The organism is Streptococcus cristatus (assembly GCF_003943505.1).
Lineage (GTDB): Bacteria > Bacillota > Bacilli > Lactobacillales > Streptococcaceae > Streptococcus > Streptococcus cristatus_E.
In genome coordinates this window covers 16124-38098 of sequence record NZ_RJPS01000003.1, presented here as the reverse complement: position 1 = coordinate 38098, position 21975 = coordinate 16124, and the positions used below count along the sequence as shown (strand labels likewise).

Genomic DNA, 21975 nt, shown 5'->3' with positions numbered 1-21975 from the left:
TCACCTCTTAGAATCCCATTTTTTCAGCTTTAGCAATGACATCCTCAATTGAACCGACACCACGGAAGGCATCTTCTGGTAACTTATCGTACTTGCCTTCGAGGATTTCTTTAAAGCCACGAACTGTCTCAGCTACAGGCACATAAGATCCCGGCTGACCAGTAAATTGCTCCGCAACGTTGAAGTTTTGAGACAGGAAGAATTGGATCCGGCGCGCACGTGCAACCAAAGTCTTTTCTTCATCTGACAACTCATCCATACCTAGGATGGCAATGATATCCTGCAATTCATGATAACGTTGCAATACGCGTTTCACTTCGGCAGCCACTGCATAGTGCTCTTCACCAACAATCTCAGGAGAAAGAGCACGAGAGCTTGAAGCGAGCGGATCCACGGCTGGATAAATCCCCAATTGAACCAATTTACGTTCCAAGTTGGTTGTAGAGTCCAAGTGGGCAAAAGCTGTCGCTGGCGCTGGGTCAGTATAGTCATCGGCTGGCACGTAGATGGCTTGAATCGAGGTTACAGAACCCTTCTTAGTCGATGTGATACGTTCTTGCAATTGTCCCATTTCTGTCGCAAGTGTTGGTTGGTAACCAACGGCTGACGGCATCCGACCCAAAAGGGCAGAAACTTCAGAACCTGCCTGCGTGAAACGGAAGATGTTGTCAATGAAAAGCAAGACATCTTGACCTTCCACATCACGGAAGTATTCTGCAATCGTCAAACCAGTCAAAGCAACCCGCATACGCGCTCCTGGCGGTTCATTCATCTGACCGAAGACCATGGCTGTTTTCTCGATAACACCAGACTCTTTCATTTCCCAATAAAGGTCATTCCCTTCACGGGTACGTTCCCCAACGCCAGTAAATACAGAAATACCACCGTGTTCTTGGGCAATGTTATGAATCAATTCCTGAATCAAGACGGTCTTACCGACTCCGGCACCACCGAAGAGTCCCACTTTACCACCTTTAAGATAAGGGGCTAAAAGGTCGATAACCTTGATACCTGTCTCTAAGATTTCTGATGAAGTAGACAACTCATCAAAGGTTGGAGCTTTTTTATGGATTGGTTGACGCTCTGCATCATCCGCAAAAGGAGCATCCAAGTCAATGGTATCTCCCAAAACGTTAAAGACGCGACCAAGTGTTTCTTTGCCGACTGGCACAGAAATTGGACGGCCAGTATCTAGCACTTCCATGCCACGAGTCAACCCATCCGTTGATTCCATAGCGATGGTCCGAACCACTCCATCACCAAGCTCAAGAGCTACTTCAAGGACGATTTTTGATTTTTTTTCGTCATTTTTATAGACTACAAGTGCATTATTGATCTCAGGTAGCTTGTCGCCAGCTGCAAACGCTACGTCTACAACTGGTCCGATAACCTGAGTAATTTTGCCTGAGCTCATTCTTTTCTCCTCTTTATACTATTTATTTTCTGTGACACTATTCCAGTGCACTTGCACCCGCCACAATTTCAGTAATTTCCTGCGTGATAGCTGCTTGTCTAGCACGGTTATACTGAATGGTCAAATCATTGATAACTTTTTTAGCGTTATCCGTTGCTGTCTGCATGGCTGTCATACCAGCAGCATTTTCAGCAGTTTTTGCGTCAATAATGGCTCCGTAAATCATACTTTCAGCAAACTGAGGCAAGAGCTGATCCAAAATCGCATTTCGACTGGATTCTAATTCTAGATTGAGTATATAGTTCTCATCCGCTTCACTAGGATCCAAGTCAACGATTGGCAACATCTGCTCTACCCGCATCTGACTAGTCAGACTGTTGACATGGTGGTTATAACACACATAAAGTTCATCAAAAAGCTCATTCTGATACATTTCAATGGTCTTGGAAATGATTTTCCGAACTTCATCAAAACTCGGATGATTGGCTAAGCCACGCAATTCATAAATCGGCTGAATGCCTCGTGCGCGGAAGAAATCAGCTCCCATTCCTCCGATCGAAATAATGACATAATCATCCTTTTCGTGGTATTCAGAAATCAATTCCATCATTGATTTGAGGATGGTTGCGTTGTAGCCACCGACCAAACCACGATCAGATGTAATGACGATATAAGCCGTTTTCTGAACCGGTCTGCTCTTGAGCAGTGGATGATGGCTAACATTTTCTGCCTCATGACCATGCAAAAGGTCGGTCAAGAGTTTCCGAACCTTAGAAGCATAGACTTGAAAGTTCTTTGCTGCTTCTTCGGATTTTCCCAACTTAGATGCAGAAACCATCTGCATCGCGTTTGTGATTTGACTGGTGTTTTTTGTGGATGCAATTTTATTTTTGATATCATTTAATGAAACTGCCATCTGACACCTCTATTCTTATTTGAAGTTAGACTGATTAATAAATTCAGTAATAGCGGCGTCCAGCACTTCTTCGCTCGGCAAATCTTTTGTCTGGCGAATGGTTTCATAAATGTCTTCATGATGAGCGTCAAAGTAAGCAAAAATCTCTGCTTCAAACCGAAGAATCTCATCTACTGGTACTGCATCAAGGAAGCCGTGAGTCAGTGCATAAAGGATCACAACTTGTTTTTCAACTGGCAGTGGCTCATGAACTGGCTGTTTCAATACTTCTACCGTACGGCGTCCACGGTTCAACTTAGCCTGAGTTGCTGCATCGAGGTCACTACCAAATTTGGTAAAGGCTTCCAGCTCACGATATGAAGCAAGGTCAATACGCAGAGTTCCTGCAACCTTCTTCATGGCCTTGATTTGTGCAGATCCACCTACCCGAGATACGGAAGAACCCGCATCAATAGCTGGACGAATACCTGCATTAAAGAGACCATCTCCAAGGAAGATTTGTCCATCTGTGATTGAAATTACGTTGGTTGCGATATAAGCAGAGATATCTCCTGCCTGCGTTTCGATGAATGGCAATGCAGTGATTGAACCACCACCCAGCTCATCAGAAACCTTAGCCGAACGCTCAAGCAGACGGCTGTGAAGGTAGAAAACATCCCCAGGGAAGGCTTCACGACCTGGTGGACGACGAAGCAAGAGGGAAAGCTCACGATAAGCTACCGCTTGTTTTGACAAGTCATCATAAACGATGAGGACGTGCTTGCCATTGTACATGAACTCTTCTGCCATTGCTACACCGGCATAAGGAGCCAAGAAGAGCAAGGGAGAAGGCTGAGAAGCTGACGCTGTTACCACGATAGTATAATCCAAAGCTCCATACTGGCGAAGAGTTTCCACCTGTGTACGGACAGTAGATTCCTTTTGACCAATGGCAACGTAGATACAGATCATATCCTGCCCTTTTTGATTGAGGATAGCATCGATGGCAATACTAGTTTTACCAGTCTGACGGTCACCGATAATCAATTCCCGCTGACCACGACCAATTGGTACAAGGGCATCAATAGCTTTCAAACCTGTTTGCAATGGTTCTGATACAGACTTCCGTTGCATAACTCCTGGTGCTGGTGCTTCTACAGGGCGTGTTTTAGTTGTAGCAAGCTCACCTAAGCCGTCAACAGGACGACCAAGTGGATCTACGACACGACCAATCAAAGCATCTCCGACAGGAACTTCCATGATTTTACCCGTGCGACGAATCGTATCGCCCTCACGAATATCTGTAAAATCACCCAAGATAATGATTCCGACATCGGTTGACTCCAAGTTTTGGGCCATACCATAAGAACCATTTTCAAAAATCAAGAGCTCGCCACTCATGGCATTATCAAGACCGTGGGCACGAGCGATTCCATCACCAATATAAGTGACGACCCCAGTTTCTGTGACGTCAAAATTTGGCTGGAAATTTTCAATTTGTTGCTTAATTAAAGCGCTGATTTCTTGTGCGTTAATCGCCAAAATTCACACCACTTTCTATTTCAAATTTTCTTTTACGAGTTGTAATTGACGTTTTATACTTGCATCAATTGTTTTATTATTGGCTGAAATGACGAAGCCACCAATCAGGCTGGCATCCAATTCCTGCTTGAGCGAGCGAACCTTGAGGCCCATTTTTTGCTCAATCATTGGTTTCAATCTTTCTTTTTGACTGTCTGTCAATGCTTGAACAGATTTAACCGTCACTTCAAATTCATTGCTTTGTTTCTCAATCTGATGCTGAATTTCTACCAACATATCGTAGAACAAATCTGCTCGATGATTGAGAATAACGACTTCGATAAAGTTATCAATCAGCTGTGAATCTGAGTTTTGAAAAAGTCGAAGAGCCTTCTCCTTTTCTCCATCATCAACGCCAATATGTGATAAAAAGTCAGCAAGATTTGTTTCCTCAAACACGGCCCTAATTTGGCTTAGTTTTTCAAAAACATCTTGTTGCTGACCTTTTTCAAATACTAATTGAACAAAAGGCAAGGTATATTTTTCAATTACCGCATAGTGCTTTTTGTCCATTAAGCATCTCCTAATTTATCAATATAACGATCAATGAGCTCACTGTGTGCTTTTGTATCAAGCTGCTGGCTCAAGATCTTACTTGCAAGACTTACTGTTAGGTCAGCCACATCGTCTTTAATGCTATTCAAGGCTTCTGCCTTGCTTTGAGCAATTTCCTGATTGGCTTTTGCTTTCAAACGTCCAGCTTCTTCAGCTGCATCCGCTAAAATTCCAGCCTTATTTTTTTCAGCTGTTTCCTTAGCATGTTCAATAATCGTCGTTGCTTCCTGACGACTTCCTGCTAATTCATTCTCACGTTTTTGCGCAAGTTCCTCAGCCTTTTTACGGGCTGACTCAGCCCCGTCAATATCATCCGTAATCTTTTTAGAACGTTCTTCTAAGATACTGGTAATATTGCCCCAGGCAAACTTCTTTACTAAAAAAATTAATAAAAGGAAGGAACCAGCGATGAGAATAAAGTCACCAATAATGGCACCGATAGTTACGTGCATTCCTTTTCTTCCTTTCTACTTACTATTCTTCACCGTTTATTTTCTTACCGATATACATCGAAGACAGCATGGTAAAGACATAGGCCTGGATACATGAAATAAATATCGAGAAGGCTGTCCATAACATACTACCTAGGAAAGCAGCTGGATACCAATAAAATGCTTGTTGTGACAAGGTAAGCAACAAGCCAGCCAAAACTTCCCCTGCAAAGATATTTCCGAAAATCCGCAGAGCTAAGGAGGCAAAATTGGTGAATTCTTCCAAGATATTCATTGGAGTCATAAATCCAGGTGTTGCAAAAGCTTTTAAGTAATCTTTAAAACCACGACGACGGATTCCTTCCACATGACTAATCAATGTAATGATAAAGGACAAGGCTAGGTCATAGCCCAAATTTGCCGTCGGTGAGGTCCAGAGATTGTAGCCATTGGTGGTTTGAATTTTAGCCATCAAACCGATATTATTGGCAACTGCAATAAAAAGAAACAAGGCAAACATAAACAAAGAATAATCTTTGATGTAGTGTTCCCCAATATTTTCTTTAGTAAAGCCAATGACAAAATCATAGACGTACTCAAGTAAGTTTTGCTTTCCTTTTGGTCGGATGGACATTTTTCTACTGCCCCAGTAGATAAAGCCAAAGACCATCAAGACGGTCACAAGTGACATAGCAAGCAGGGTCAAATCAAAGGATATTGGGCCTAGCTGAATAGTCGGATTAAGACTCTCTTCCAAGGTTTGACACCCCCTTTTCTAAAATAGAAAAAACTATTTGATAATGAAAGACATAACCAAAGTAACGAAGAAAGTACCTTCAACAAAAGCGACACCCATGATGAGCAAGCTTCTTAATTGATCAACCATTTCTGGCTGACGTGAAGCTGCTTTAAACAGATTGCTCATAATCAAACCTTCAGCTAATGAGACGCCAAAGCAGGCAATACAAAGTCCTAGAAATGTTAAATTCATGATGAATTCTCCTTTTATTTTTTTAAATGTACCCCATTAGTTTACTCCTAATAAAGGTAATAGTCAATTATTTTGTGATATTGTAAGCGTTTTTCGCACTTTTCTTTTAAATTTAAAACAAAACTTGAATAAAAGTGCTTTTCAAACATTTATCCTATAAAAATCCAAGCAAAAATGAGAGTGGGACAGAAATCAGTAATTCGTTAGAATTCGATCTCGTCGTCCCACCTCCGCACAGTTGAGTAGGGCTGTAAAAGCTGATGAAATCAGCCTAGTAGAGCCCACTCAACCACTGCGTCTTGCTTGACAATCCAAACAATTGAGAGGCTAGGACTTTTGTCCCAGCCTCATATCTGTTCCATTTGAGGTAAAAAAATCGTGAAGCGCATCCACCTATTCTCAACTGCTTCAAAGCGATAAGTGAGATGGTGCTTTTCCAAAATTTGCTGCACGATAAAGAGTCCCAGTCCTGTACCGCCATCCTTACGATTGCGACTGTAGTCCGGTCGATAAAATGGCTGGAAAATCTGCTGAATCTGTGACTCATCCAACACTCGCTCAGCTTCATTTTCTACAATTAATACCCCATCTTCTAAACGAACCAAGATTTCTCCACCTTCTACTGTATAATGGAAGGCATTATCAATCAGATTTTTAATAGCTTTAAGTAAATAGGTCTTATTTCCTCGGACTTTTGTTTCTGTAAGTTGGACATTAAATTGATAATGCTTGAGGTCCGCNAGAACCTTGTATGTACTGATATTTGCTTCAAGCAGCTCTTTGAGAGAGAAGATTTCTCGCTCTGTCTCCATGGTCATTTCTAGCTTTGAAATGGCTAGGATAGACTGAACTAAGCCTGATTGTTCTTCCAATATTTCGCGGCACTTCTGTAGGTATTTGTCCCGATCTTTAAAATCACCCACTCCATAAATCATCCCGTCAATCATTCCCATCATGCTGGTGATGGGGGTCTTGAGTTCGTGGGAGGTCATTCGGAGAAATTCTGCCTTTTCGCGCTCGCTTTCTGCGACTTTCTCATTTTCTAATCGCAGAGCTTCCATACTGGTTAAGAGGTTAGCATATAAGTGATTGATATCCTGAGCCAAATCAGCAATCTCGTCATGACCTTTCACCTGACAGGAAACGTCTGGAAGCAGACTCGTCATTTGTCGAGTGCTAGAAGAGATATCCTTAATCCGCTGACTGGAGGTCCGACTATAGAGATAGGCGGCAAGCCCACCCAGACTCAGCGACAAGAATAATACAAAGGGATAGAGATTGAGCAAGATCCGACTGGCGTCCGAAACGGGTTGCAGGGAATATTCCCCACGCAGGACTACTTCTTTGCCATCTGATGTCCGAAAACTTTCTGACAGGGTCTTACTCTCATAATTGCTATTGGCAATGGTCGGAACAATGGTCAGCTGGAGAGAGCTTTCTCCATTCGTTTCGAGTGCTGGGTAAAGAATTGTATTGTCTTTTGCCAGCAAGGTGAACCAGATCTGATTGCTTTTTTTGCTATAATTACTCAAAAGCTCACTGATTTCTTGGCTGGACTTTCCCTTGACCTGCTTGGCTACCTGAGCAAACTCACGCTGGGCTTCTCCCCCCTTGACCTGCTGGTAATAAACCGGCATGGCGAAATAGAGAGTGGATAGAACGATCGTCACAACGACAAAGATGATGAAAGTCGTCAAGAGGAAGTTCTTTTTGACAATCTTCACGTGTCTTCTCCTCCAAGCTGATAGCCCATACCTGTGATGGTTTTCAGAGGAATACCTGGAATCTTCTTACGAATATTCTTGATATGATTATCCAGCACCCGGCTGTCCAGCTCGCTGTAACCCCAGATGGTATTCATGAGCTGATCGCGGGTCACTAAGTGATCCTTTCTCTTGGCTAGAGCCTGCAAGATTTCGTACTCTTTCTTGGTCAGAGGCATCTTTTCTTCCTGCCAATAAACTGTACAATCATCGACAGAGACTGTCAGTTCACCGACAGTAATCTCTGAAGCAACCGTATTTCGTCGCAGAATATTCTCAATACGTTTGACTAAGATCAGTGGTGAGAAAGGCTTGGTCACATAGTCGCTGATGAGATGGTTAAAGCTGACTAGCTGAGTGTACTCATCATCTAGTGCTGTCAGGATCATGACCGGAATCTGAGAAGTCTTGCGAATTTCCTTGAGGACATCCAGTCCACTCATGGTTGGCAACATCATGTCTAAAATAACTAAGTCAAAAGACTCTGCTTCAAATTGAAGCAAAGCCTCGCCTCCATCAAAGACTGGTGTAACTGCATAGTTACTTTCTTTTAAAAATTCACAAATAACTTGATTGATCGTAGTATCGTCTTCCACTACTAAAATCTTGTGCATATATGCTTGATTCTCCTTTATTTATTCAAATCGCAGGGCTTCAATTGGATCCAGCTTGGATGCTTTCACGGCTGGCAAGAGCCCAAATACTACTCCTATTATACAACAAAAGAGCAAACTTACAAAGACAGAAAACAGAGATAAAATATATGGATAGGCCAAAGACTGGGTAATAGCAAAACCAGAGGCGATACCTGCTACCACACCAATAATTCCTCCCATCAGAGTCAGGATGACCGCTTCGATCAGGAACTGCTTGAGAATGATCTTGCGCCGAGCTCCCAGAGCCTTTTTAATCCCGATTTCACGTGTCCGCTCTGTCACTGAGACCAGCATGATATTCATAACCCCAATACCTCCGACTAAGAGGGAGATGCTGGCAATACCCGCTAGCAAGACAAAGTTAGACTGGTTAAGGTTATCCAATTGACGTTCAAATTCTTGCAGATTTAGTACACCAAACATATAGTCTGACTGAGGCATCTGCTGATTGAGATAATCACTGACCTTCTTAGCCACCTTCTTCAAGTCATCGGCCTTGTGGGTTTGGACGGTGACTTCTGGACTGATATTGATGGTATCAAAAATCCGATGCCATTGCTGCAGAGGAATATAGGCCACCTTTTCCGAACCAGAGGTTAGGCCACTCTGCTCAGTAGACTCAAAGACGCCAATAACTTTAAAAGGATTGCCCTTGACTTCTACATACTTACCGATACCGTCTCCCTTAGGAAAAAGAGTATCATAAAGAGACTTTTCTAGGTAGGTTACTTGTTCTTGATTTTTGAAGGCTTCAGAGTCAAAGCCCTCCCCTTCCAACAGCCGTTGCTGCTTGATGTCAGCTACCGACTGGGAAACTGCCTGAACCTTGCTAGATGACTTTTGGCTGAGATAGTAAATCTTTTCGTCCGCCCCATAGGTCATCAAAGCATTTTTAACTCCAGTAATTTCCTTGATTTTGGACAAGACATCCTCTCCCATGAAAGGAATGTAGGAAGGCTTCTGAGCTTGGGATTTTTCTGGAATAGAGGGATCGATGGCGCTTTTCTTGTCGTAGACGACTTTGATGGTATTATTGCTACCACCGATCAGCTGACGCTTGGTATTTTCTGTATTTCCTTCAATGATGGAAAAGATAGCAATAATAGCGCCAATCCCGATGATAATCCCCAGCATGGTCAGCATAGAGCGCATTTTGTGGGACAGGATGGAGTTTAGAGCTACAAAAATATCTTCCATATAGCCCCCTTCTATCCTAATGCCCGAGTCTCTATATTACCGTCCCGCAAGACAACTGTTTGCTTGCAAAGCTGAGCCACTTCTGGCTCGTGGGTAATGATGACAATGGTTTTGCCTTGTTCGTTAAACTGCTTGAACAGCTCCATGATCTGAACACTGGTCTTGGTATCCAGCGCTCCAGTCGGCTCGTCTCCCAGAATAAAGCTAGGATTGGTCACCAAGGCACGCGCAATGGCTACCCGTTGCTTTTGACCACCGGACAGCTCCATAGGCTTAAAGTCGCTTCTCTCTTCCAGACCGACCAATCGCAGCATTTCCAAAGCGCGCTCGCGTCTCTCTTTTTTAGGAACTTTCATGTAAGTCAGAGGCAGTTCAACATTTTGACAGGCTGTCAGCTTAGGCATGAGGTTGAAATTCTGGAAAACAAAGCCAATCTTCTGATTACGCAAATCAGATAATTGGTTGTCAGACAGGTCAGAGACGTCAGTCCCTTCGATATGATAAGAACCTGCGCTAGCCTTGTCCAAACAGCCGATAATGTTCATCAAAGTGGACTTACCTGATCCAGACGGCCCCATAATCGCTAGAAAATCCCCCTCTTTCACATGCAAATCAATTCCTTTCAAAATCGGAAATTCCTGACTGCCCTGTTGATAAGATTTGTGGATGTTCTTAAGCTTTAACATTCTGTCCTACCTCCATCCCGTCTTTCATGCCTTCTCTAGGCGTCGAAATGGTATCCTGCATAGTCAGACCTTCTGTAATCTCTACCAAACGGTCAGAAACTTTCTTGGTCTTAACTTCCTTCATTTTCACCTTTTTGCCCTCTACCTTCCAGACATAGGTCTTACCATTTTTACTGAAAGTATAGGCTTTATTGACAACAACTTTGCCGGCTTCAGGAGCATTTTCTACAACATTGACATAAGAATGGGAGCCTACAAGTGGCATTTCACCGCCCTGATCCAGCTCGACAGTATACGGGAACTTGCCTTGGTTGGGGTTTTCCTGTTGTTTATTTCCACCATTGTTATTTCCAGCATTCGCAGTTGTCAAGGTGCCGACCTGAGTGACGGTGCCACTCCAGCGCTTCTTAGGATCCTTGCGGTCTACAATATCTACTCTCTGACCCACGCTCAGCTTTTCACGGTCAAATTCGCTGACAGTCCCTTTTACCAAAGTCTTGGACTTGTCCATGATTTCGATAAAGGTTTCTTCTTCCTTTTTAGCTTTGGACTGAGTCGGAAGATCTTCGTTCATAGAGGTAATGGTTCCTGCTGTATCAGCCGTCACAGTATCATATTTCATGCGGTCTGATTCCGTCTGGGCTGTCACCTGAGCCTTTTCAGCCTCAATCTGAGCATTCGTTACTTCATTGTCAGCAGTCTTTGCATCACTTAGCGCTTGAGCCAGCTCATCTTCAGCAGATTTTATCTGATCCAAGAGAGACTCATCCTTACTAGAATTGTATTTATTCTTAAGAGTATTGAGATTAGCTAGCTTCCGATTATACGTTTCCCATTTGATAGATGCGCTGGTTTGAGCAGTCGTAATGCCGTTGGCCTTAGCTTGAGCATCATACTGAGCAGACTGAGCTGTCAATTCCTGAGACGTCACATAGGAAAAGAGGGGCTGCCCTTGTGTAACAGTATCGCCATTTTTNACNAATACTTCNTTAACTTCACCTTTTGATGGGTCAATCTTGACCTTACTACTATTGTTAGCAACTACTTCTCCAGATAAAACCAGGCTTGTTTTTTTACTGTTATTGACAGCATCCTGGACCGTCAGAGAATCAATCTTATTATCAACCATTTGCATGGCCTGTTTTTGATTAACCTGATTGAGAAGTACATAGCCTCCCAGCCCAGCACAAGCAAGAATGACCGTGCTTCCCAATAGAATGGTTTTACGATTCATTTTTTTTATTTGAAACATATTGCCTCCAACCTACAAGTTCTAACCTTTATTTATCAGTTGATTCAGATTCATCTGTTGGTAATTCTTCTCCATCCGCTGGGATTTGAATTACATTTCCATCCGGCATGGTGTACTCTGTCACTTCCTTGCCGTCTACTGTTTTCGTTTTTTGATCAACAGCATCTTTCTTAAAATCTACTTTTTTCCCATCGCTAATTTCTTTATTGTCAGCATTCTTAGAACCACATGCAGCTAGGAAAAAGACAGACATTCCGATAAGAGTTACAAGCATAGCGAATTTTTTTACGTTCATTTGATTTCTCCTTTGTTTTAGAAAACAGGAATTTTGAGCTTTCCTGATCGTATTTGTTTTTTTGAACAATTCCATTCTATCAAAGTGGTCTATCCCCTTCCTACCCACCATCTGTTTTTTGTCTGTTTTTTGAAAATAACTCAGGCTTTTCCATTAAAATACAGGCTTTTCTTGCATCAACAGCTTCTCAAGTCATTTTGTGGTATAATAGATTGACTTTAAAAGAATGAGGTGGAGACATGACTCAAACAGTTTATTTTGGAACATATACCCGACGAGATTCCAAAGGAATTTATAAGGCGGATTTTGATACTGAAAAGGGACAACTCTCAAACTTAGAATTAGTAGCCGAAGAGCCAAGCCCAACTTACCTAGCCTTTGACCAAGCTGGGCATCTATACACCGTTGGCGCAAAAGATGGACAAGGTGGGATTGCTGCCTATGACCAGGAAGGGCAGCTGCTCAATCACGTGGTTGAGGAAGGCGCTCCGCTTTGCTATGTCGCTGTAGATGAGGAAAGAGGACTCGTTTACGGAGCCAACTACCACAAGGGGCAAGTGCTGGTCTACAAGCAGCAAGAAGATGGCAGCCTAAAACTGGCTGATTCAGACACTCATGTCGGTCAAGGACCTCATGCCAATCAAGCCTCTGCCCATGTCCACTACACTGACTTGACACCTGATCAATATCTGATTACCTGTGACCTCGGAACAGACCAAGTCACTACCTACGATGTGACTGAAGACGGGCAACTAAACAAACTGGCCACCTGCACATGTGCTGCTGGAGCCGGGGCACGCCACATTGTCTTTCATAACCACTATAAAATTGCTTACCTTATCTGCGAACTAAATTCTACTATCGAAGTATTGATTTATGACGGCGTTGGTCAGTTTGAACACATGCAGACCGTCTCAACTCTCCCAGAAGAATTTAAAGATTTTAACGGAACTGCAGCCATCCGCCTTTCAGCAGACGGTAAATTCCTCTATGGCTCTAACCGTGGCCATGACTCAATAGCGGTTTATCAAATTCTAGCTGATGGAAGCCTACAGCTCGTTGAAATCACACCAACAAAGGGCAAAAATCCACGTGATTTCAATATCACCCCTGACCAAAACTACCTCATCGCTGTTCACCAAGACTCGGACAATGCAACTATTTTCAAACGCGATCCTGAAACAGGCCGATTAACAGAAGTCTCTCATGATTTCTATGTGCCAGAAGCTGTCTGCGTGACCTTCCAATAATCAAAAGAAAATTATCAAAGGAGCATTCAAAATGAATCCAGTAGAATTGTTTAACCAAGTAAAAGAATTAATCGAAAAGAAAGATTTTGATGCAGCTAAGAAGTTTGTCGAAGATCACAAAGATGAGCTAGGCGAATACTTAGATAAGGCTAAAGATTTAGTAGCAAATTCAAAAGGGCTCAACGACGTCATCAACAAAGTTAAGTCTATTTTCTAAAATCTTAATTAAAAAAGCTGTTGGATGAAAATCCAACAGCTTTTTTATTTGATCGAGCCTTATTTAGTCCATTTCCGATTCATGAAATCCTCTAATTCTTTCAATCGCTCCCTTGTCAAGGGTTGAGCAAGAAAAACATCCTTATCGACATCTTTGTCCTTATTAAAATCATGTAAGTCAACCTTTTCATAAACTAGCTTATTGGCAAGAGGGAGTTGACCATTTACATAGGTCGTGATTTCTATATCGCTTTCACTAAAAAATGCTCCATAATAATCTTCCCGAACCATTACTGTCTGCCCTTTTTCCTCAAGATAGGCATACTGACTCACTGGAACATAAACTCTAAAAATATAGCCAATAATAGGAGAAACTGCCAATAGCAACAAGCCTAAAGCAAGAGCAGGATAAAGAAGCCACCTATATATTTTGACCAATAAATAGGAAACAAGAAACAAAAAGGGAAAAGCAAACCATGGGCTGAACTGAGGATACCAGAATATACTGGTGATTGTAAGAAATAAAAGAACTGCCAAAAGCATCAGAGAGCTTGATTTGCGTTTATAAGCCAAAAAGAGGCCTATAAATAAAACAGTAAGAGCTGGCCACTCTCTGCTTAGGATATACAAAATGAAATAAAACATCCCAAAAGTCTCCCCTTATTTATTAAAAATCCCTTGAGTTAGCCTCAAGGGATTTGCTTCATTCCATTAGAATGAATTATTTTTTCAAGTTGTAGAATGATTTCAATCCACGGTATTCAGCAACTTCACCAAGTTGATCTTCGATACGAAGCAATTGGTTGTATTTAGCAATACGGTCTGTACGTGAAAGTGAACCAGTCTTGATTTGTCCTGCGTTAGTTGCAACTGCGATGTCAGCGATTGTTGAATCTTCAGTTTCACCTGAACGGTGTGATACAACAGCAGTGTAACCAGCTTCTTTCGCCATTTCGATAGCGTCGAATGTTTCAGTAAGAGTACCGATTTGGTTAACTTTGATAAGGATTGAGTTAGCAGCGCCTTCTGCGATACCTTTTTCAAGGTAAGAAGTGTTTGTTACGAAGAAGTCGTCACCAACCAATTGAACTTTACCACCAAGACGTTCAGTAAGAGCTTTCCAACCATCCCAGTCGTTTTCGTCCATACCATCTTCGATAGTGATGATTGGATATTTGTTTACCAATTCTTCAAGGTAGTCGATTTGTTCTGCAGCAGTACGTACAGCAGCTCCTTCACCTTCGAATTTAGTGTAGTCGTATACTTTACGTTCCTTATCGTAGAATTCTGATGAAGCACAGTCAAATCCGATAAATACGTCTTTACCTGGAACATAACCAGCAGCTTCGATAGCAGCAATAATAGTTTCTACGCCATCTTCAGTTCCTTCGAAACGAGGAGCAAATCCACCTTCGTCACCAACAGCAGTTTCCAAACCACGAGATTTAAGAATTTTCTTAAGAGCGTGGAAGATTTCAGCACCCCAACGAAGAGCTTCTTTGAATGATGGTGCACCAGCAGGTACGATCATGAATTCTTGGAAAGCGATTGGAGCGTCAGAGTGAGAACCACCATTGATGATGTTCATCATTGGAGTTGGAAGAACTTTAGTGTTGAATCCACCAAGGTAGCTGTAAAGTGGGATTTCAAGGTAGTCAGCAGCAGCACGAGCTACAGCGATAGACACACCAAGAATTGCGTTCGCACCCAATTTACCTTTGTTTGGAGTACCGTCCAAAGCGATCATTGCACGGTCGATAGCTTGTTGGTCACGTACATCGTAACCGATAATAGCTTCAGCGATAACGTTGTTCACGTTGTCAACTGCTTTTTGTGTACCAAGACCGCCGTAACGAGATTTGTCACCATCACGAAGTTCAACTGCTTCGTGTTCACCAGTAGAAGCTCCTGAAGGAACCATACCACGTCCGAAAGCACCTGATTCAGTATAAACTTCTACTTCAAGTGTTGGGTTACCGCGTGAGTCGAGGACTTCGCGAGCGTAAACATCAGTAATAATTGACATTTTGACTCTCCTTATTGTTTAAAATTATTTACTAGTCTATGATACCTCAAAAGCGCTTTTTTTTCAAGGAAAAACAGCAGCTTTGCTTGAAAAATCACAATTTTTGAAATGCAATCGGTTACATCCTATCTTTTTCTTAACAGTTTGAAAATCAGAAATCCTTTATTTATGATATACTAGAAATATGAGAGACCTAAATAACATTATCATGGAAAAATCTCAGGGGAATGCTAAGCTCAATCCTGATGAACAGCGTAAATTTCTGGAAACTTTTGAAGAGCGGGTGATTGCTTATTGCTCTATTTCAGATGCAAATTCCTCGCTTCTAAAGCAGCATTTTAAAGAAATAGTTGAGAAGATCACTGAAAACTATCAGCCCGTCACAGTCAAAATATCGCCTGAAGTCATATCCAGCCAACAAGTTTTCTACCTAAAAACAGCCAAAGACTTAGGCTGTGAGGCCACCATTGTCTCCGCTTTTTGCCAATCCTCTCCTTTCGGTTTGGTTATCCATAGTGATCGTCCTGTGACCGTGGAAGAAAAGGACTTGAGCAAGCAATTTGCTGACGTCCTCCATCCAGCAGAAGATAAACCATCTACCCACAAGAAAACTTCCCTTTGGAAAAAAATGTTTCATAAATGACGAATTTAGAGAAATTATTTGCCTTTTTCGAGGCAGAAAATCAGCGTGACTGGGACATTTATCAGACTTTTTTAGACGAGCATGTCGCCTGGGAGCTACATGGAGAATCCCCTGAAATCATTCAGGGAAAAGAAGCCTACCTCCACAGGATACAGGAGGCCTATCAGAACAGTTCCGCACAGTTTTGTTGCCAATACTATCACACCAATGCCGAGCAAAGTCGGATTCTAACAATTTTGGTCAATGACTACGGGGACCTTTCCTGCGATCTATTTGAATTTGCAAGCGGATTAATCGTCAAAGAAGTCGAATATTTACTGAAAAAGAGAGTGGGACAGAAATCGGTCATTCGTTAGAATTCGATTTCGTCGTCCCACCTCCGCGCAGTTGAGTAGGCCTGTAAAAGCTGATGAAATCAGCGTAATAGAGCCAACTCAACCACTGCGTCTTGCTCGACAACCCAAAGACAATTAAGAGGCTAGGACTTTTGTCCCGGCCTCTTTTTGATGGCTAATAGGTTGCCAATATTGCAAGCCGTACGAACCAGATTTTCCCTCGCTTGAGCTAAGGTCTCATCCAAATCCGTAGTTTGGGAGATAATTGGAAAAGCTGCCTGAATATTTTCCCTAGGAAATGGAGGCAGATCAGCTGCTAAACTGCCACAAATTGCAAGAACAGGAATCTCTTTTGGCGTCCGCCTTGCTACCCCAACTGGAGCCTTTCCTGCCAAAGACTGCTTATCCATGCGGCCCTCACCAACAACAACCAAATCCGCTTCTTTAACCCTGCGGTCAAAATCCAGCAAATCCAGACAGGTATCAATTCCTGACACGACTTTCCCCTTGGCAAATGTGACTAGCCCTGCTGCCATGCCTCCTCCTGCACCAGCACCAGCTTGGGTGAAAATCTGCGGATTGGTCAGTTCATAGAAGTTCCTAATTTCCTGATCGACAGATGAAAGAAGCCATTCAGACAGGCCTTTCTGTCGTCCAAAGACCTGAGTCGCTCCCTGCTGACCACATAAAGGATTGGAAACATCTGTCAAAATTTCGATTTCTATATCATCCAAGCAAGCTGGAACACGTTCCGCAGAAATTCGAGCAACTCTCCCTAAAGAGGAACCGATAGGTCGCAGTCGATGATTGTTTTCATCAAAAAATTCATAACCTAAACCGGCTGCCATACCGATTCCACCATCATTCGTTGCCGAGCCTCCAACACCGACCAGCATCTTCCTGACTCCATTTTCGGCCAAATGAAGAATCAGCTCCCCCAGCCCTCTGGTTTCTAAGCCTAAAGGATTGCGTTTTTCCTTAGGAATTAAAGCCAGTCCCACTAAATCTGCCATTTCAAAGAGAGCTAGCTGGTCTTGTCTTGCATATTTCATTTCGACTGGCTGGCCGAAAGGTCCGGTCACCCAGTGACGAAACTCTTTTAGCTTCATAGCAGAAATCAAGGCAGTTACAGTCCCCTCGCCGCCATCTCCGATAGGCAACAAATCAAAAGTAGCCTCTGGCAAGGCTTGGGAAAAACCTTCTTTCAAGGCTTCTGCTACCTGAACGGCAGACAAACTTTCCTTAAAAGAATCTGGTGCTAACAAGATATGCATCATGCCTCCTATTTTTCCTTCCCATCTAAAATATCCATTACTTGATAGAGGTCATAAACATTGATTTGATAGGGTGCTTGCTCTCTTACAATTTGCTTGGCATTAAAAGCAATTCCAATGCCGGCTGTTTGAATCATAGGCAAATCATTTGCGCCATCCCCCATAGCAATAGTTTGATTTAATTCCAAATTATTCTCTTGAGCCCATTCTTTCAGCATCTGAACTTTAATATCTTTGGTAACAATATCTCCCAAAACTCGACCGGTCAGGAAACCATTTTTACTTTCCAAGCGATTAGCTTTTACATAGTCAATCCCTAGCTGCTCAGCCAGCCTATCCACCGTTTCATGAAAACCACCCGAAACCAAACCAATCTTGTAACCACGCGCATGCAGCTCATCTACTAATTTTTTAGCACCAGGCGTGAAATGAATCTTGTCAGCTATCCGCGAAAAGATAGTTTCTGGAAGCCCCTCCAAGAGTAAAACCCTCTCCCGTAAGGCAGCCTCGAAATCCAATTCCCCGCGCATGGCTCGCTCAGTGATATCAGCTACTTGCTGCCCAACTCCTGCTTCCTCGCCCAGTAAATCAATCCCCTCTTCCATAATAAGAGTGCTATCGACATCCATAACCAATAGACCTTTGACCTGACCCATCTACTCACCTCATGTTTTCTATGATTTGTTGTATTATACAGGATTTTCAGTGACAAGACAAGCTAGATTGCAAAGAAAAAAGTTCCCGAAGGAACTTTCTTAGAAGCGAATATTTTCGCGTGTTTTTTCATATGAGTTGATGAAACGAGCTGAAACCCCAGGCTCAACAACATCCAAGGCTTTTGAAATAATTTCCAAAGATTTTGCGTAATCAAATTCAACTTCAAAAGCATGAAGGGATTCATTGAAGGCTGCCTGCACATTGTCATCAAATGAACGATAACGGTTAGAGTATTGTAGCAACTGCTCTGTTAAGGTAGAATTTCGAACGATTCGATATGTCTCTTCTTCCAATTCATTCATTGTATTTGCCAAAATCTCTAACCAGCGGTTAACAGATTCGATATTCACACGAGTTGCTTCCAACTCTCTAGCCAGCTCCTCAATATAGTCGCTTGCTCCAAAGAAAATTGTTAAGAAGGACTCTGGAATACCCGGTAAATTACGTTTTTCCATAAATCGCTTAATCGTATGCAATTTATTGGCGTAAATCGTAACTTTTTGACGGGCATTGACATCGTCTTTTTCGATCTTTTCTAGCTGCTCACCAAGTTCAATCTGTTCATCTTCGATTTCTTTCAATCGGTCTTGAATAGCTTCCAACTCTTCTCTAACTAATGAGAAAGGTTTCTTCATTTCAGCTGTATCTTCAAGTGAAGAGTGAACCACTGCTTCTTGAGCAGATAATTCAGATTTCAAATCTTTGATATGATTTATTTCAGGCTCTGGCAGCAAGAAGGAATGTGATAAACGTTCCATTTCGCTTTGAAGCTGTTGGTTATTCTCTTTAGTGTGTTCTAGGTAGTCAGGAAGGTAGTTCACCAACTTCTCAACGACTTTATGAGCCTCAATTTCTCGAGTAAAGATGGCATACAGAGCATCGATTTCCTCTTGAATTTGTTCATTCTCATACAAGGCATTATCCAACTCCAACGCTGCAAGATTTTCTTCATTTCGTTTCAAACTAGCACGAAGTTGTTGGAAACGCGCCTCTAAGTCAGTCTCAATAAAATGATAATTGGTTTCTAATAATTTACGGTAGCCAGACTCCAAATCTTCTAATTGATCTGGTAATTTCTCAGTCAAGTCTTCTACAATTGCTGGAACTTTTTCGACGATCTGTGTCAGTGCCAAGATACGATCTTCTGTTTTGTCTAAGATNTCTGCCGCTTCCACAGGATCCCCTGAAGAATTGAGGGTTACAAATTGAGAGAAATCAGACTCAATATTTTCCATTTGCTTCTGAATTTCTGCAAGAGCTCGTCCATAAGCATCAGGATTGCTAGCTACAGTATGCTGCAAATTTTCAAACAGATCTAGGGCGTGTAAGACTCGTCCGCTATTTTTAGATTCTTGTTTTTTCAGATCTTCTAAAGCTTGACGAATTGCATGAATATCCTCACTGATTAAATCAATTTGACTTTCAATATTTTCGATAGCATGCTTAGCTTTGAGGAAACGGAAAGAATTATTGTAGCCCTCTGCCTCAAAGAGATTGTTCTCAATATCAGCAAATGAATTTAAAGAGAGGTCTACCCATTTTTGATTCCANTCACGGAAAGTCACTTGACTTTGNCCNATCAAATGTAAATTTTTAACTTCTTCCACTTCATCATTCACGGGAAGATTGTAAAGTTCCTCTTTTTTCTCCTCCAAACTTCGAAGCTTCGCTTCATTTCGTTTTCTCATATAGATAGCAGTAAAATAGCCTAAAATTAATAGTGCCGCTACTACAATAATGAGAATAATCAGTCCATTAGACATATAAAACTCCTTCATTCTTTTACTAAAAAGCAAACATATTGATTATATCACAAATTCATTTGTAATGGTTGTTTTTTCCAACTTTTTAGACATCAAGTGTGCTATATACTGCATTTTTTTCGATAAAGTCACGACGAGGCTCTACACGATCTCCCATCAGCATATCAAAAATCTTATCAGCTTCTGCTGCATCATCGACAGAAACTCGCGCCATTAGGCGGTGTTCTGGGTTCATGGTCGTTTCCCACAACTGATGGTCATCCATTTCTCCCAAACCTTTGTATCGCTGAATCGTCGGCTTAGAGCGACCCTCGCTATAGCGCTCGAGAGCAGCTTGCAGTTCTTCTTCTTGATTAGCACCTGGCTGGATGTATTCTTTTACCTCGCTTCCGACCTTGACACCATAGATTGGTGGTTGGGCGATGTAGACATAGCCTGCTTCCAGAACCGGCTTCATGTAGCGGTAAATCAAAGTCAGGAGCAAAGTCCGAATGTGAGCTCCATCCACATCCGCATCAGTCATGATGACTAATTTATGATAGCGAGCCTTGCTGACATCAAAGTCGGCTCCAAAGCCAGTTCCCATAGCAGTAAAGAGACTGCGGATTTCTTCATTAGCCAGAATCTTATCCATGCTGGCTTTTTCAACGTTGAGAATCTTACCGCGAATCGGTAAAATAGCCTGAAATTCACGGTTACGCCCAGACTTAGCTGAACCACCCGCTGAGTCCCCCTCCACGATGAAGAGTTCTGTTTCCTGTGGGTTGTTGGACGAGCAATCAGCCAATTTCCCTGGCAAATTAGAGATTTCCAAACCAGACTTCTTGCGGGTTACTTCCCGAGCTCGCTTGGCAGCAATTCTGGCCTTAGAAGCCAAAATTCCCTTTTCAACGATTTTCCGAGCCACCGCAGGATTTTCCAAAAGGAAATCTGAGAAAGCTTCGCTGAAGAGGCGATTGGTAATCTTGACCACTTCGCTATTGCCTAGCTTGGTCTTGGTCTGACCTTCAAACTGAGGGTTAGGGTGCTTGACAGAGATGACCGCTGTCAGTCCCTCACGAACATCTTCCCCAGTCAGATTGTCCTCGTTTTCTTTGAGAAGTTTATTTTTCTTGGCATAGTCATTGATGACCCGTGTCAGGGCTGTCCGGAAGCCTTGCTCATGCGTTCCACCCTCATGAGTGTGGATGTTATTGGCGAAACTCATGACTGTTTCATGGTAGCCAGTCGTGTACTGCATGGCCACTTCAACCGTAATGTCGTCCATTTCGCCGTCGGTATAAATCGGCGTTTCAAAGATTACATCCTTGTTTTCATTGATGTATTGAACATAGCTGGCAATCCCACCCTCATAGTGGTAATCCTTGGCCTGCTCCATTCCATCTCGCTTATCGGTGATGGAAATTCTGAGACCACGATTGAGGAAAGCTAATTCCTGCACCCGTTTATTAAGCTTCTCAAAGTCAAATTCTACTGTTTCAGTGAAAATCTCTGGATCCGGTGTAAAGTGGACTGTCGTACCTGTACGATCTGTCTCACCGATGACTTCTAAATCAGCGACTACATGACCACGACGGTATTCTTGGTAATGAATCTGGCCGTTTTTATAAACAAGGACATCCAGCTGAGTGGACAGGGCATTTACAACGGAAGAGCCTACACCGTGCAGACCTCCTGAAACCTTGTAGCCGCCACCGCCGAATTTTCCTCCTGCGTGAAGGACAGTAAAGACGGTTTCTACAGCCGGACGGCCTGTCTTCTCCTGAATATCAACCGGAATTCCTCGACCATCGTCAACAACTGTAATCGAATTATCTTTTTCAATAAAAACTTGAATGTGAGTGGCAAAACCAGCCAAGGCCTCATCAATCGAATTGTCAACAATTTCCCACACTAAATGGTGCAGACCTTCCTTAGAGGTCGAACCGATATACATACCAGGGCGCATCCGAACGGCTTCTAAGCCCTCCAAGACCTGAATTTGACTGGCGTCATATTCTTGCGCTTGTATGTCTTGTTGCTTTTCTTCTGTCAT

Annotated in this window: 23 protein-coding genes; 4 read left to right on the top strand and 19 right to left on the bottom strand. The window is 42.6% G+C overall.

What is annotated here, in order from left to right; translation table 11 throughout:
- Positions 1-7: 7 nt before the first annotated feature.
- From atpD to D8792_RS03605, 13 genes are all read right to left on the bottom strand, one after another.
- Positions 8-1414: a F0F1 ATP synthase subunit beta gene (gene atpD, locus D8792_RS03670; RefSeq protein ID WP_005589740.1), complete on the bottom strand. Its 1407-nt coding sequence runs from the start codon at positions 1412-1414 to the stop codon at positions 8-10.
- A gap of 37 nt (positions 1415-1451) precedes the next feature.
- Entirely contained in the window at positions 1452-2330 is an 879-nt protein-coding gene (locus D8792_RS03665; RefSeq protein WP_125372930.1) for a F0F1 ATP synthase subunit gamma, read from the bottom strand.
- Between the two features lie 15 nt (positions 2331-2345).
- Positions 2346-3851 (bottom strand): F0F1 ATP synthase subunit alpha, encoded by a 1506-nt coding sequence (gene atpA, locus D8792_RS03660; RefSeq protein WP_045496794.1) that lies wholly within the window; start codon positions 3849-3851, stop codon positions 2346-2348.
- Positions 3852-3866: 15 nt separating this feature from the next.
- Entirely contained in the window at positions 3867-4403 is a 537-nt protein-coding gene (locus D8792_RS03655) for a F0F1 ATP synthase subunit delta (RefSeq protein ID WP_125372929.1), read from the bottom strand.
- Complete coding sequence (gene atpF / locus D8792_RS03650) at positions 4403-4897, bottom strand: F0F1 ATP synthase subunit B (protein ID WP_005589735.1); 495 nt, start codon at positions 4895-4897, stop codon at positions 4403-4405. Before atpF ends, D8792_RS03655 begins: the two co-directional genes overlap by 1 nt.
- A gap of 22 nt (positions 4898-4919) precedes the next feature.
- Positions 4920-5633 (bottom strand): F0F1 ATP synthase subunit A, encoded by a 714-nt coding sequence (atpB, locus tag D8792_RS03645; RefSeq protein ID WP_045496788.1) that lies wholly within the window; start codon positions 5631-5633, stop codon positions 4920-4922.
- A gap of 33 nt (positions 5634-5666) precedes the next feature.
- Positions 5667-5867: a F0F1 ATP synthase subunit C gene (locus D8792_RS03640; RefSeq protein ID WP_005589732.1), complete on the bottom strand. Its 201-nt coding sequence runs from the start codon at positions 5865-5867 to the stop codon at positions 5667-5669.
- 347 nt (positions 5868-6214) lie between these two features.
- Complete coding sequence (locus D8792_RS03630) at positions 6215-7591, bottom strand: sensor histidine kinase (RefSeq protein WP_125372928.1); 1377 nt, start codon at positions 7589-7591, stop codon at positions 6215-6217.
- Positions 7588-8244, bottom strand: a complete 657-nt coding sequence (locus D8792_RS03625; RefSeq protein ID WP_125372927.1) for a response regulator transcription factor — start codon at positions 8242-8244, stop codon at positions 7588-7590. The genes D8792_RS03630 and D8792_RS03625 overlap by 4 nt, the downstream gene beginning before the upstream one ends.
- 21 nt (positions 8245-8265) lie before the next feature.
- Entirely contained in the window at positions 8266-9420 is a 1155-nt protein-coding gene (locus D8792_RS03620) for an ABC transporter permease (RefSeq protein ID WP_446677390.1), read from the bottom strand.
- A gap of 74 nt (positions 9421-9494) precedes the next feature.
- Entirely contained in the window at positions 9495-10169 is a 675-nt protein-coding gene (locus tag D8792_RS03615) for an ABC transporter ATP-binding protein (protein WP_005589728.1), read from the bottom strand.
- Entirely contained in the window at positions 10156-11421 is a 1266-nt protein-coding gene (locus D8792_RS03610; RefSeq protein ID WP_125372925.1) for an efflux RND transporter periplasmic adaptor subunit, read from the bottom strand. Before D8792_RS03610 ends, D8792_RS03615 begins: the two co-directional genes overlap by 14 nt.
- 28 nt (positions 11422-11449) lie before the next feature.
- Positions 11450-11716 (bottom strand): hypothetical protein, encoded by a 267-nt coding sequence (locus D8792_RS03605; RefSeq protein ID WP_005592220.1) that lies wholly within the window; start codon positions 11714-11716, stop codon positions 11450-11452.
- Positions 11717-11955: 239 nt separating this feature from the next.
- On the opposite strand from D8792_RS03605, the gene D8792_RS03595 reads away from it, so the two are divergent.
- Positions 11956-12966, top strand: a complete 1011-nt coding sequence (locus D8792_RS03595; protein ID WP_125372924.1) for a lactonase family protein — start codon at positions 11956-11958, stop codon at positions 12964-12966.
- 31 nt (positions 12967-12997) lie between these two features.
- The gene (locus tag D8792_RS03590; protein ID WP_005589722.1) at positions 12998-13183 is read left to right on the top strand and encodes a hypothetical protein; all 186 of its coding nucleotides are present in this window, start codon (positions 12998-13000) and stop codon (positions 13181-13183) included.
- 59 nt (positions 13184-13242) lie between these two features.
- Here the strand turns inward: D8792_RS03590 and D8792_RS03585 are convergent, their stop codons facing one another.
- A complete protein-coding gene (locus D8792_RS03585) occupies positions 13243-13827 on the bottom strand; it encodes a hypothetical protein (protein ID WP_125372923.1) in 585 nt (194 codons plus the stop codon).
- Between the two features lie 76 nt (positions 13828-13903).
- On the bottom strand, positions 13904-15208 hold the full coding sequence (gene eno / locus D8792_RS03580; RefSeq protein ID WP_015604660.1) for a surface-displayed alpha-enolase: 1305 nt from the start codon (positions 15206-15208) through the stop codon (positions 13904-13906).
- A 184-nt stretch (positions 15209-15392) separates the two neighbouring features.
- Between eno and D8792_RS03575 the strand changes: the two genes are divergently transcribed.
- Both D8792_RS03575 and D8792_RS03570 read left to right on the top strand, forming a co-directional pair.
- Complete coding sequence (locus tag D8792_RS03575) at positions 15393-15851, top strand: DUF1694 domain-containing protein (RefSeq protein WP_125372922.1); 459 nt, start codon at positions 15393-15395, stop codon at positions 15849-15851.
- Complete coding sequence (locus D8792_RS03570; protein WP_125372921.1) at positions 15848-16207, top strand: nuclear transport factor 2-like protein; 360 nt, start codon at positions 15848-15850, stop codon at positions 16205-16207. Before D8792_RS03575 ends, D8792_RS03570 begins: the two co-directional genes overlap by 4 nt.
- A 122-nt stretch (positions 16208-16329) precedes the next feature.
- Here the strand turns inward: D8792_RS03570 and D8792_RS03565 are convergent, their stop codons facing one another.
- The 4 genes from D8792_RS03565 to gyrB form a co-directional block, all read right to left on the bottom strand.
- The gene (locus D8792_RS03565) at positions 16330-17460 is read right to left on the bottom strand and encodes a glycerate kinase (protein WP_125372920.1); all 1131 of its coding nucleotides are present in this window, start codon (positions 17458-17460) and stop codon (positions 16330-16332) included.
- An 8-nt stretch (positions 17461-17468) separates the two neighbouring features.
- A complete protein-coding gene (serB, locus tag D8792_RS03560; RefSeq protein ID WP_125372919.1) occupies positions 17469-18116 on the bottom strand; it encodes a phosphoserine phosphatase SerB in 648 nt (215 codons plus the stop codon).
- 99 nt (positions 18117-18215) lie between these two features.
- Positions 18216-19940, bottom strand: coding sequence for a septation ring formation regulator EzrA (ezrA, locus tag D8792_RS03555; protein ID WP_125372918.1), 1725 nt, complete (start codon positions 19938-19940; stop codon positions 18216-18218).
- A gap of 85 nt (positions 19941-20025) precedes the next feature.
- Positions 20026-21975, bottom strand: a complete 1950-nt coding sequence (gene gyrB / locus D8792_RS03550) for a DNA topoisomerase (ATP-hydrolyzing) subunit B (protein ID WP_125372917.1) — start codon at positions 21973-21975, stop codon at positions 20026-20028.

Coding starts and splice junctions, on each gene's coding strand:
- atpD (WP_005589740.1), bottom strand. CDS start 1,414: ATGAGCTCAGGCAAAATTACTCAGGTTATCGGACCAGTTGTAGACGTA.
- D8792_RS03665 (WP_125372930.1), bottom strand. CDS start 2,330: ATGGCAGTTTCATTAAATGATATCAAAAATAAAATTGCATCCACAAAA.
- D8792_RS03655 (WP_125372929.1), bottom strand. CDS start 4,403: ATGGACAAAAAGCACTATGCGGTAATTGAAAAATATACCTTGCCTTTT.
- atpF (WP_005589735.1), bottom strand. CDS start 4,897: ATGCACGTAACTATCGGTGCCATTATTGGTGACTTTATTCTCATCGCT.
- D8792_RS03640 (WP_005589732.1), bottom strand. CDS start 5,867: ATGAATTTAACATTTCTAGGACTTTGTATTGCCTGCTTTGGCGTCTCA.
- D8792_RS03625 (WP_125372927.1), bottom strand. CDS start 8,244: ATGCACAAGATTTTAGTAGTGGAAGACGATACTACGATCAATCAAGTT.
- D8792_RS03620 (WP_446677390.1), bottom strand. CDS start 9,420: ATGCTGGGGATTATCATCGGGATTGGCGCTATTATTGCTATCTTTTCC.
- D8792_RS03615 (WP_005589728.1), bottom strand. CDS start 10,169: ATGTTAAAGCTTAAGAACATCCACAAATCTTATCAACAGGGCAGTCAG.
- D8792_RS03605 (WP_005592220.1), bottom strand. CDS start 11,716: ATGAACGTAAAAAAATTCGCTATGCTTGTAACTCTTATCGGAATGTCT.
- D8792_RS03595 (WP_125372924.1), top strand. CDS start 11,956: ATGACTCAAACAGTTTATTTTGGAACATATACCCGACGAGATTCCAAA.
- D8792_RS03590 (WP_005589722.1), top strand. CDS start 12,998: ATGAATCCAGTAGAATTGTTTAACCAAGTAAAAGAATTAATCGAAAAG.
- D8792_RS03585 (WP_125372923.1), bottom strand. CDS start 13,827: ATGTTTTATTTCATTTTGTATATCCTAAGCAGAGAGTGGCCAGCTCTT.
- eno (WP_015604660.1), bottom strand. CDS start 15,208: ATGTCAATTATTACTGATGTTTACGCTCGCGAAGTCCTCGACTCACGC.
- D8792_RS03575 (WP_125372922.1), top strand. CDS start 15,393: ATGAGAGACCTAAATAACATTATCATGGAAAAATCTCAGGGGAATGCT.
- D8792_RS03570 (WP_125372921.1), top strand. CDS start 15,848: ATGACGAATTTAGAGAAATTATTTGCCTTTTTCGAGGCAGAAAATCAG.
- D8792_RS03565 (WP_125372920.1), bottom strand. CDS start 17,460: ATGCATATCTTGTTAGCACCAGATTCTTTTAAGGAAAGTTTGTCTGCC.
- serB (WP_125372919.1), bottom strand. CDS start 18,116: ATGGGTCAGGTCAAAGGTCTATTGGTTATGGATGTCGATAGCACTCTT.
- gyrB (WP_125372917.1), bottom strand. CDS start 21,975: ATGACAGAAGAAAAGCAACAAGACATACAAGCGCAAGAATATGACGCC.